Raw genomic sequence first — 10,986 nt, 5'->3', positions numbered from 1 at the left:
ACTGCCCATCACCTGCCTCGCCAGGCGGGGCGGCTGGGCAAACTCGCTCCGCTACGCTACGCTCAAACATGCCCAGCCGACTTCCCCCCGCCTGACAAGACAGGTTCGGCAGGCTCTACGGGCCAGCGCGCCCTTTACACGACGAACCCCGGCTCGCGGCGGTTATGAACGCATCATGCGACTTGTGGCAAGCGCATCATGCCGGCTGCGGCGTTGACGCGCGGGGTTGTTTTATCCTCGTTGAGAGATGCCGGATAGGGCTTGGCCGGCGGGTTTGGGGCTGCTTGCGCCGACTGCCAGGTCGCCCAGCGCTACGATGCCTACCAAGCGCTTGTCGGTGTTTATGATGGGTAAGCGGCGGATCTGATTGTTGCTCATGATCTGGCAGGCTTTTTCTACCGAGTCGTTGTCGTACGCCCACAGTACTTTTTCGGACATGACGTCTCGTACTCTAGCGCCAGAGTCGCGGCCTTCTGCGACTGCGCGCAGCACGATGTCGCGGTCCGACAGCGTTCCGATCAAGCGATCGTTTTCTCCTACAGGCATGAGGCCAAAGTCGCCGTCGCGCATTTGGCTTGCGGCGTCTTTGATGGTCGTCTCGGGGTTCAGGATTTTGACGCGTTCGGTCATTACGTCTTTGAGCTGTTGCATGGTTGTGCTCCTTTGATTCACGGGTGAGGCCTGTCTGGAACGGCCGCAAGTGACGGACCTGGGCACTGCACGACGCAGCTATGCATTGCGACATGGCCGTGGCCCGTTTTCCGTGACTCAGGAGCGTGGTTGCCGGCGTTCCATGCGTCGAAAGTGTTGGCGCCTAGCGCTAGCGGTTAGCGGCGAGGCGCCTTTTTTTACCAAGGTACGGGCGACTCTTTGTTTTGCCGCCTGTGGACGCTGTTCGGTACGTTTTATCGAGTAGATCCTTTTTCAAGAAGACGAAATTTTCCGATCGCGCAGGAACAATTTTCCTGTGGTCAGGGAAGGCATCGCGCAAGCAGGATGGCGAGCATTGCGGGGAGCAGGCATTTGGGCTCAGGCACTTTACTTGCTGCTGTTAGCGGCGTTGTAGCCCGGCGATCTATCAAGGAGGCTATCAGTGCCCCAAATTGTCGAACCTCGCTATGCGTTGACGGTGCACCCCTTGCATGCCGTATTTGTGGGAGGAGCGCTTTCCCTGTTTGTCGGCGCGGCCGTCAGCGACGTGGCCTATGCGATGTCGTTTGATATCCAGTGGAATAACTTTGCCTCGTGGCTCCTGGTCGGCGCGCTGATATTTGGCGGCGTCGCGCTGATCTTTGCCATCGTTGATCTTTTTCGAGCGCAGCAACGTGCGCGCGGAGTGATCCCATATTCCTTGGTGTGGATAGCGGCGTGGGTCGTGGGCTTTTTCAATGCATTGATTCATGCCCGCGATGCGTGGGCGAGCATGCCTGCCGGCCTTATCTTGTCGCTGATCACAGTGGTGCTTGCCTGCATAGCCACGTGGCTGGGTTTTCGCACTCCGCATATTTTTCGCACTTCGCGTGTTAGAAGCGCCGTATGAAAACGCTGAGCTTGCTCGCCGCGGTTCCGTTGCTCACGGCTATGGGCGTATGCAGCGGTCAATCCGGATCTTTGGTCGGCCCAGAGCCTGCGCTACCCAAACCGAAGCAAGGCCTGCTGCCTGATATGGTGATTGCAAAACCCGCACCATGGGGAGACAAGGCTCCAACGGTGCCAGAAGGCTATACGATTACCGCCATCGCGAAGGATCTGAAGATCCCGCGGCAGACGCTGGTATTGCCCAACGGCGACATCTTGGTGGCTGAGGGCCGGGGCGGCAATGCCGCGAAGCTCAAGCCCAAAGACGTGATCGCCGGCATCATCAAGGCCAGGGGCACGAGCCCGGTCAAGGGGGGCAACCGCCTGACGTTGCTGCGCGATGCCGAAGGAGACGGCACCTATGAGGCGTCGACTTTCGCGGAAAATCTGAATGCGCCCTACGGGCTCGCCTTGGTCGGTAACGATCTTTATGTTGCTAACCAGGACGCGTTGGTGCGATTCGACTACCAGCCAGGACAGACCAAGGCCAGCGGCCCGCCTGAGACGGTCACGCTGTTACCATCGGAAATCAACCATCACTGGACCAAGGCTCTGACCGCCAGTGCGGACGGGCAATATTTGTATGTAGGCATCGGGTCCAATAGCAATATCACCGAACGCGGCATGACGGCGGAAGCCGACCGCGCGCGTATCTGGAGGGTGAATGCCCGCACCGGCGAGTACAAGACGTACGCTACGGGCCTGCGCAATCCCACGGCGCTGACCATCCAGCCCGATACGGGCCAGGTATGGGCGGTCGTGAATGAACGCGACGAGCTCGGCTCTGATCTGGTTCCCGACTATCTGACGGGGGTGCAGGAGAATGCCTTCTATGGCTGGCCGTACAGCTATTGGGGGCAGAACATAGACGAGCGCGTACGGCCGCAGGATCCGGCAAAGGTCAAAGCTGCAATAAAACCCGATTACAGTCTGGGCGCGCACGTGGCGGCGCTGGGGGTGGATTTTTCGGCCCAGGCAATGGGCGATCGGTTTGCCGACGGGGTTTTCGTCGGCGAGCACGGCAGCTGGAATCGCAGCGAACCCTCGGGCTACAAGGTGGTCTTTGTGCCCTTCAATGCGGGGCGTCCATCTGGTCCGCCGGTAGACTTTGTGTCCGGATTCCGGGACAGTGACGGGACGACCCGCGGCCGTCCGGTAGGGGTGACAGTAGACCCGCGCGGAGCGCTCATTGTCGCGGACGATCTGTCAAACACGATCTGGCGCATCACGCCGACACAGCCCGCGGGGCCGCGGACGCAGACTGAAAAATCGGCGCCGACGCCGACGCCGACGCCAGCGTCAATGCCGCCTACGTAGCTACTGCAGTGGCTCTGGGCGACTCCAGCGGCCCAGCGGCGGAGCTAACCGATGTAGCGATAGCGATGCAGTAATCCGATTGTCGCTGCAGGCGCGGCATCAGCACCGCCGTGCGACTCGTCCTGCCCGTACGTCAGCCCCGCTATGGCGGCGGCAAACGCAGCAATCTATTGATGGTCTCGAGATCTACTTCGGACAGGATGCCGCCGGCCGCCTTGAGGCGCAGGCCGTCCAACAGCGTGCCATAGCGCGCCTGCGCGAGGTCGCGCTGGGTTGCGTAGAGCTGTTGCTGGGCGTTCAGGACGTCCAGGTTGATGCGCACGCCGATCTCGTAGCCGGTTTTGTTGGCTTCTACGGAGGCTCGACTCGATTTTTCGCCGGCTTCCAGGGCGCGGATACGGGCCAGGCCGGTCATGACACCTGTGTAGTACTGACGGGCGGATTGTGCAGACTGGCGGCGGGCGGCCTGGTAGTCGTTGCGCGCCTTTTGTTCGAGCTGGACTTTTTCTGTGACCTGAGAGGATATGCCGCCGCCCGCATAGATGGGGACAGACAGCACCAAGCCGACAGTGCTGTCTGCGGCCCGGCTACCGGCGGCGCTGCGATTTGAGGTACTGGCGCTGCCGCTGCTGGCCTGCAGACTCAGGGTCGGGTAATGTCCGCCGCGCGCAATCTGGATGCCACGTTGGGCAATCTGGGTCTGCAATTGCGCGCGTGCGACTTCCAGACTGGCGGATTCGGCCTGGGTAGACCAATCGTCCTGTCTGGCCGGCTGGGGAGCCGGTAGCGGGACCGTAGGCGGCAACTCGGCCAAGGCTTCAGGGGGCTGGCCGATGATTTGCGTCAGCTGGCCGCGCAATACCGTCAGATCGTGTTGTTGCCGTAATTCCTCGGCGACAACCAGGTCATAGCGCGCCTGAGCCTCATACGTGTCGGTAATCGTGGCGTTGCCCAGCTCGAAATTTCGCTTGGCGGACTCGAGTTGGGCGGCTACCGAGGCCTTTTCGCCCTCGGTGGCTGTCAGGGCGTCCTGGGCGGTGAGGATGCCAAAATAGGTGTCCGATACGCGCAGCAGCAGGTCTTGGTACGCCTGCTGCAGAGCGAGCTCTGCGTCGGCGACGCCGAGTTTGGCCTGTTCGTAGCGCTGCCAGCTTGACCAGTCGTAGAGCGGCTGTGTCAGGACGAGTTCCCAGGGGGCCCGCGTGTTGTCCTGCACACGGCGGGACAGATCGCGCGTAGTGCGGGTGTCTTGGTAGGTCAGTCCGATCTCGGCATTGATGGCCGGCAGCAGGCCAGCGCGAGCCTGGGGCAATTGCTCGATCGACGCACGATACTGGGCACGGGCCGCTCCGTATACGGGATCGTTGGCCAGTGCGGACTGCCACGTCTGCAGCAGGTCCTGGGCAGCGTTAGCCGGGAGGCACCAACTGGTACTGAGCGCCAGACCCAGCGTAGCCGCAAGCGATCTGGCGCGCATGGAGCCGTATCAGAACTTGAAATGCGAAACGGTAGTCCCGCGCAGCGGCTTGACGACGGTTTCGAACAAATTGACGGTTTCGAAGCTGGCTGCCGTGGTGCGCGTGATGCGACAGGCGGTCATGACCGGGGCCTGACCCACGATGATGACCAGGCGGCCCCCTACGCGCAACTGATATTTCAGAGCATCCGGCACGGCGGGCACTGAGCCCGTGACCAGGATGGCGTCATATTCGGTCGTACCCCAGCCATTGCGGCCGTCGCCGGTCTCGACCTTGACGTTGGTGACGTTGTTCGCCTGCAGGTTGTTCTGTGCGAATGCCACCAGGCGATTGTCGATCTCGACCGATGTGACTTGTTGCGCCAGACGCGCCAGCAGGGCAGCCTGATAGCCCGAGCCCGTGCCGATTTCCAGCACGCAGTCGGTAGCGGTCAGTTGCAGCTCCTGGGCCAGGCGGGCCTCAACCTTTGGGGCCAGCATGTTCTGGCGGGTGTTGGCCGCATTGATCTCCAGCGGAAGTTCCAGGTCGGAAAACGCCAGGGCTCGCAATGCCGGCGGCACGAATTGCTCGCGGCGCACAACAAACAGAGCGTCCAGGACCTTGGGATCGAGTACGTCCCAGGGGCGGATTTGCTGCTCCACCATGTTGAAGCGGGCTTGTTCTACATCAGGCAGGGTCGAAGCGTTCATGACAGCGAAGAGGAAATCAAGAAGAACCAACCGAACATTGTACTGATTCGGTGGGAATATGGGTGATGACCCCCGTAGTGGGGCGGAAGCCTTCATCGGGACCGTTTCCAGCCGGCCTCATGGCGCTGGCTCGGCCGGCGAGGGAGGCCAGCAGCCACGGGCGGGCTAAGGCACCATTGCCAGCATGATTACCACCAGGCGTGAAAATGGTGTGTCGGGCCATGTCCAGAGCCGACCTGCAGGCGGTCAGCATGGCGCAGAGCCTCGGCCAGGTAGGCCTTGGCGCGGCGGGCAGCCTCGGGCACATCGTCGATCTGCGGCAGCAGCGCGGCCAGGGCAGCGGAAAGCGTGCAGCCTGTGCCGTGGGTGTTGCGTGTTTCGATGCGATGGCCAGGCAGCTCGATCATCCGGTCGCCGTCGTGCAGCAGGTCGATGGTGTCGTTGCCCGGGAGGTGGCCGCCTTTTAGCAGCACCCAGCGTTGCCCGGAGTACGCCATGATATTGCGCAGCCGCTCGGCGACACGGCGCATTTCCTTGACGGTCTCGACGGGGCGTTCATCCAGCAGTACGCCAGCCTCAGGCAGATTGGGGGTCAACATGGTGGCCTGCGGCAACAGGGCCTCGCGCAAGGCGCCGACGGCATCGCGCTCGAGCAGGTGATCGCCGCTTTTGGCGACCATCACCGGATCCAGGATGATGTGAGCGGGCAACCATTTGGCGAGCTTTTCCGCTACCACGAGCGTCACCGGGCGTTGGCCCAGCATGCCGATTTTGACCGCGTCGATGCGGACATCGGTAAAGAGCGTGTCGATCTGCAGGCCGACGAACTCGGGCGGCACGGGGGCGATGCCAGTGACGCCTTGGGTGTTCTGCGCGGTGAGCGCGGCGATGACCGCGCAGCCGTAGGCCCCCAGCGCGCTCATGGCTTTGACGTCGGCCAGTACGCCCGCGCCGCCGGACGGGTCTACGCCGGCGATGCTGAGCGCGTTGGGAATCGGCCGGCCGCCGGCTTGCGACGTACTCATTGCGTATTGGCCGGGGCGGCGGTGATCAGCCCTTCGGTGGGCGAGCTGGGCGCGCCGCTGTATAGCTTGCGTGGCATACGGCCGGCCAGGAAGGCATCGCGGCCGGCCTGGACGGCGTTTTTCATGGCGCGGGCCATCAGGACGGGGTCTTTGGCGCCTGCGATCGCGGTATTCATCAGGACGCCGTCGCAGCCGAGTTCCAGGGCGATGGCGGCGTCAGAGGCAGTGCCCACCCCTGCGTCCACCAGCACCGGGACACGGGCCTGATCAATGATCAGGCGCAGGTTCCACGGGTTCAGAATGCCCATCCCCGAGCCGATCAGCGAGGCCAGCGGCATGACCGCGACCACGCCGATGTCCTCGAGCATGCGGCATTGAATGGGGTCGTCGGTGCAATAGACCATGACCTTGAACCCATCGTCGACCAGCGTTTTGGCGGCCTCCAGCGTGGCAGGCATGTTGGGGAACAAGGTATGCGGATCGCCCAGAACCTCGAGTTTGACCAGGTCATGGCCGTCGAGCAGCTCGCGCGCCAGCCGCAGGGTGCGCACCGCGTCGTCGGCGGTATAGCAGCCCGCAGTGTTGGGCAACAGGGTGAACTGCGAGGGCGGGACATAGTCCAGCAGGCTGGGCTCGCCGGGATTTTGGCCAATATTGGTGCGGCGAATGGCCACGGTCACAATTTGGGTGCCGCTGGCATCCAGCGCGGCGCGGGTTTGCTCGAAGTCTTTGTATTTGCCGGTGCCTACCAGCAGGCGCGACTGGTATTCGCGCCCGGCGATGGTCAGAGTGTCTGGAGTCGTCATTGTGCAGCGTGCTGAAAAAGAATCCGGTGGCCGGGCGNGGGGCGCCCGGCGTCTAGGTCTCCATGATAATCCACATGTTCAATAACGCTATACGACCCCAGAGAACTCCGGCGTTGCCGGTCGCGCATTGCGCCCTGCCGCGCAAGGCATGCGCGATGGGAAATTGGGTGGACCAATCAAGTCATGGATTGGTCATTGAGGTGGCAGGCCGAGAAATGCCCGGGCGCAATTTCCTTGCGCAATGGCGCTTCGATACGGCAACGTTCGTGGGCATGTGGGCAGCGAGGATGGAAATGGCAGCCGGGTGGTGGTTTGAGCGGGCTGGGCAATTCGCCCTTCAGGGCTTCGAAGCGGCGTTTGCCCGGTTTGATGCGCGGCACTTCAGCGAGCAACGATTGTGTGTAAGGGTGATTGGGACGTGAGTACACTTCTTTGACGGGCGCTTCTTCGACGACACGGCCGAGATACATGATGGCTACACGGTCGGAAATATGTTTCACCACCCCGAGATCGTGGCTGACAAATAAATAGGTCAGATCGAGTTGTTCGCGCAGATCCATGAAGAGATTCAGGATTTGCGCCTGAATCGATACGTCGAGTGCGGCGACGCTTTCATCACATACCAGGAAATCGGGCTGCACTGCCAACGCGCGCGCAATATTGACCCGGGCGCGCTGACCTCCCGAGAATTGGTGCGGCAGCCGGCGCTTCATCGTGGGGTCGAAACCGGCCTTGCGCAGATAGTCATCCACATATTCACCTCGATTACCTTTGATCAGGCCATGGATGGCGGGGGCCTCGGCAACAAGGGTTTCGATATTCATACGGGGATTGAGCGCAGCCATGGAGTTCTGGAAAATCATCTGGGCTGACAGATCTGCATCATGCAATGCTTTGCCGTTCAGTTTCAGACGGTCGGAGCCTTTCCAGTACACCTCGCCGGAGGACGGATTCAGTATGCCCGCCGCAATACGGCCCAGCGTCGATTTTCCACAGCCGCTCTCGCCCACTAATCCGAGAACCTCGCCACGTTTGATGGAAAGATCGACTTCATCGAGTGCATGAACGATAGGCGGGCGTTTCGCTATACCCAATGCGATGGCAATGCGGGCTGCCAGATCGGGTTTCGCGCCAAAGCGCATCGAAATCCTGCGCAGGTCCAGCAGCGGCTCAGTATGGGGGTGAGTGGCCGAGACGGTCATGCGTACACCTTTTCGTAAGGATGGAAGCAACGGTAGTAGCGAAGTTCGGTGCCTGAGGCCTCAGGCTGCTGGCGACAGGCGTCCGATGCACGCTCGCAACGGGTGCGAAATGCACATCCTTCGGGCATATTCGCCAGGCTTGGCGTGACGCCGGGGATTTGGGCGAGTCGGTTTCCTTGGTTATTCTCGGAGGGAACCGAACGGATCAGACCGCGGGTATAGGGATGGCTCGGCGTTTCCAGGACGGAAAAGACATCGCCCGTTTCTACAATACGTCCGCCATACATGACAGCAATACGGTCGGCCAGGCTGGAAACAATAGCCAAGTCGTGAGTAATCCAAATCACCGCTGTTCCTTGCAGTTCAGTCAGCTTCTGGAATTCGGAAATAATCTGAGCCTGGATCGTGACATCAAGGGCAGTGGTGGGCTCATCGGCGATGATGAGGTCAGGGCGATGCAGTAGTGCAATAGCGATTGCCACGCGCTGCCGCATGCCGCCAGAGAATTCGTGAGGGTAGGCATCCAGGCGTTCCTCCGGGCTGGGAATGCCGACCATGCCGAGCGCGTCACGCGCTCGTGCACGGGCTTCATGGCGACTGATTTTTTCGTGGGCGTGCAAGGTCTCCATGAGCTGGACACCGATGCGTAGCACCGGGTTCAGCGTCATCATCGGATCCTGAAACACCATGGCAATGCGACGCCCGCGCAGGGTGCGGCGAGTTTTCGCGTCGGCACGGGTCAAATCGTCCCCATTGAACAGAACCTGCCCCGAGGCGACGCGGCCAGGTTCATCGATCAATCCTAAAATAGAAAATCCCGTGACGCTTTTGCCAGAGCCGCTTTCACCCACGAGCCCCAATACCTCGCCGCGGTTGACCTGAAAGGACACCTCGTTGACAGCTCGCAGCGGTTTGCCGTCTTCTCCGGGAAACTCGGTCACGAGATCACGGACTTCTAATAATGGAGTCATCGGGCTTTCCTCGGGTTGAGCACGTCACGTAAACGGTCACCGACCAAGTTGATCGAAACGATGGTGATGAGCAAGGCAATGCCTGGGTAGAAGCTGATCCAGTACAAGCCGGACAGCAAATAGCGATAGCCATTGGCGATCAGCATGCCCAAGGAAGGCTGTGTGACAGATGCGCCTAACCCCAGAAATGACAAGGTGGACTCCAAACCAATGGCACGGGCCACTTGCATCGTCGCGATGACGATGATGGGAGCAATGCAATTGGGCAGCAGGTGACGAAGCAGTATGCGATGGCTTGGAATACGCAGGCAGTGCGCTGCCTCGATGAATTCTTTCCCTCGCTCAACCAGTGCGGTGCCCCGCGCGGTGCGGGCATAGGTCGCCCATTCGGCCACGATAATGGCCAACACGACATTTGCTACCCCGTTACCCAAAATGGCCAGCACCATTAACGCCATCAGAATGGTTGGGAAGGAAAGCTGGAGATCGACCAGCCGCATAATGAAGCTTTCGGTGCGCCCGCCCAGATAGGCGGCAAGCAGTCCAATGGTGGTGCCGAGCAGAGCCGCGATCAACGCCGAGGCAATGCCAACGACGAGCGAAGTGCGTAATCCATACAGAATGCCCGACAGAATATCCCGCCCCTGGTCATCCGTGCCCAAGTAATACGGCACGCCATCCATGCTGGCCGAGCCGGGCGGCAAGCGGCCGTCGAGGATGTCCATCTGGGTCAGGTCATACGGATTCTGTGCAGAGATCCAGGGCGCCAGAATAGCGAGTAAACAAATCGCGATCAGCCCGATGGCCCCCAGCGTCGCCGTGGGCGATGAGAAAAAACGCTTCAAAGCGGGGCCAATGCGAGGTGGCGGCGGTGCCGTAACGCTATCGGGGATATCCGTGCTGTCCGGTGTGTTGGCAAGTTTCGTGTTCATGGCGTCATCCTTTGCCTTCGAGGCGGACACGAGGATCGAGCAGGGTGTAGCAAATATCGATAATGAAGTTCAGCGAGACAAAAAGAATGACCATCATCATCAAATAGGCCACGATGACAGGCCGGTCCAGCAGATTGATGCTATCGATAATGAGTTTGCCCATTCCGGGCCAGCCGAAAATGCTTTCGGTTACGACCGAGTAAGCAATCAATGAGCCGAATTCCAAGCCGATGATGGTGACGACTGGGATCATCAAGTTCTTCAGTACGTGAACGAAAATGACCCGGCTCTCGTGCAGCCCTTTGGCATGAGCAAACTTGACAAAATCCTGCGCGATTACTTCCTGCACCCCAGCTCGGGTCAAGCGAAGAATCAATGAAGTTTTGAACAATGCGAGATTCAATGCCGGCAGCAGCATGTGCGAGAGTCCATTGGCCGTCAGAAACGACCAATTCACGCCCAGGAACATCACGGTATCGCCTCGGCCATTTGACGGCAGCCAACCCAGTTCCACCGCAAATACCAGGATCAGCATCAGCCCCACCCAGAACGTCGGCAGAGAAAAACCGAATATGGAGCCCGTCATAATGATTCTGGACGAGATTCTTCTGGGGTAAAGCCCGGCATATAGTCCCAGCGGAATTCCCACCACAATGGCAATAACCATGGCACAGAGCGCAAGTTCCAACGTGGCGGGTAAACGTTCGATGATGACGTCGAGCGCAGGTTTGTGATAGACGAAACTATTGCCGAAATCACCCTGCGTCAGGCCATGCAGAAAACTGAGATACTGCTGCCACAGCGGCTTATCCAGGCCAAGATTGGCGATGACCTGGGCTCGTTCTGCCTGGTTGAGATCGGGGTTGATGAGAATGTCGACGGGATTGCCAATGACATTGATGCCAACAAAGACGATCAACGTCATCGCCAATATGACGAAGCCCGCCTGGATTGCGCGTCGGATGAGCGTAGTGACCATTGTCAATCC

General features: G+C 60.3%; 11 protein-coding genes. 2 read left to right on the top strand and 9 right to left on the bottom strand.

Going from position 1 to position 10,986, the window contains the following annotated elements:
• Nucleotides 1-231: 231 nt before the first annotated feature.
• The gene (locus ACNA0J_RS24405; RefSeq protein WP_415821490.1) at nt 232-651 is read right to left on the bottom strand and encodes a CBS domain-containing protein; all 420 of its coding nucleotides are present in this window, start codon (nt 649-651) and stop codon (nt 232-234) included.
• 442 nt (nt 652-1,093) lie between these two features.
• On the opposite strand from ACNA0J_RS24405, the gene ACNA0J_RS24400 reads away from it, so the two are divergent.
• Together ACNA0J_RS24400 and ACNA0J_RS24395 are read left to right on the top strand one after the other, a co-directional pair.
• Nucleotides 1,094-1,540: a DUF2231 domain-containing protein gene (locus tag ACNA0J_RS24400; protein ID WP_415821489.1), complete on the top strand. Its 447-nt coding sequence runs from the start codon at nt 1,094-1,096 to the stop codon at nt 1,538-1,540.
• The gene (locus ACNA0J_RS24395) at nt 1,537-2,895 is read left to right on the top strand and encodes a PQQ-dependent sugar dehydrogenase (protein WP_415821488.1); all 1,359 of its coding nucleotides are present in this window, start codon (nt 1,537-1,539) and stop codon (nt 2,893-2,895) included. The genes ACNA0J_RS24400 and ACNA0J_RS24395 overlap by 4 nt, the downstream gene beginning before the upstream one ends.
• 142 nt (nt 2,896-3,037) lie before the next feature.
• Here ACNA0J_RS24395 and ACNA0J_RS24390 read toward each other — a convergent pair whose 3' ends face one another.
• From ACNA0J_RS24390 to ACNA0J_RS24355, 8 genes are all read right to left on the bottom strand, one after another.
• Entirely contained in the window at nt 3,038-4,372 is a 1,335-nt protein-coding gene (locus ACNA0J_RS24390; protein WP_415821487.1) for a TolC family outer membrane protein, read from the bottom strand.
• Nucleotides 4,373-4,381: 9 nt separating this feature from the next.
• A complete protein-coding gene (locus ACNA0J_RS24385) occupies nt 4,382-5,062 on the bottom strand; it encodes a protein-L-isoaspartate O-methyltransferase family protein (protein WP_415821486.1) in 681 nt (226 codons plus the stop codon).
• Between the two features lie 188 nt (nt 5,063-5,250).
• Entirely contained in the window at nt 5,251-6,087 is an 837-nt protein-coding gene (gene thiD, locus ACNA0J_RS24380; RefSeq protein ID WP_415821485.1) for a bifunctional hydroxymethylpyrimidine kinase/phosphomethylpyrimidine kinase, read from the bottom strand.
• Nucleotides 6,084-6,893 carry a thiazole synthase gene (locus tag ACNA0J_RS24375; RefSeq protein WP_415808901.1) on the bottom strand — a complete coding sequence of 270 codons (810 nt, stop codon included), beginning with the start codon at nt 6,891-6,893 and terminating at the stop codon, nt 6,084-6,086. The genes thiD and ACNA0J_RS24375 overlap by 4 nt, the downstream gene beginning before the upstream one ends.
• A gap of 176 nt (nt 6,894-7,069) precedes the next feature.
• Complete coding sequence (locus ACNA0J_RS24370) at nt 7,070-8,095, bottom strand: ABC transporter ATP-binding protein (protein WP_415821484.1); 1,026 nt, start codon at nt 8,093-8,095, stop codon at nt 7,070-7,072.
• The gene (locus tag ACNA0J_RS24365; RefSeq protein ID WP_415821483.1) at nt 8,092-9,066 is read right to left on the bottom strand and encodes an ABC transporter ATP-binding protein; all 975 of its coding nucleotides are present in this window, start codon (nt 9,064-9,066) and stop codon (nt 8,092-8,094) included. Before ACNA0J_RS24365 ends, ACNA0J_RS24370 begins: the two co-directional genes overlap by 4 nt.
• Nucleotides 9,063-9,998: an ABC transporter permease gene (locus tag ACNA0J_RS24360; RefSeq protein ID WP_415821482.1), complete on the bottom strand. Its 936-nt coding sequence runs from the start codon at nt 9,996-9,998 to the stop codon at nt 9,063-9,065. Before ACNA0J_RS24360 ends, ACNA0J_RS24365 begins: the two co-directional genes overlap by 4 nt.
• Nucleotides 9,999-10,002: 4 nt before the next feature.
• Complete coding sequence (locus tag ACNA0J_RS24355) at nt 10,003-10,977, bottom strand: ABC transporter permease (protein ID WP_415821481.1); 975 nt, start codon at nt 10,975-10,977, stop codon at nt 10,003-10,005.
• Nucleotides 10,978-10,986 lie beyond the last annotated feature (9 nt).

The organism is Bordetella tumbae (assembly GCF_965139195.1).
Classification (GTDB): domain Bacteria; phylum Pseudomonadota; class Gammaproteobacteria; order Burkholderiales; family Burkholderiaceae_B; genus Bordetella_A; species Bordetella_A tumbae.
Note: the sequence above shows the minus strand (reverse complement) of the source record. Positions and strands in the feature narration are given on the sequence as shown.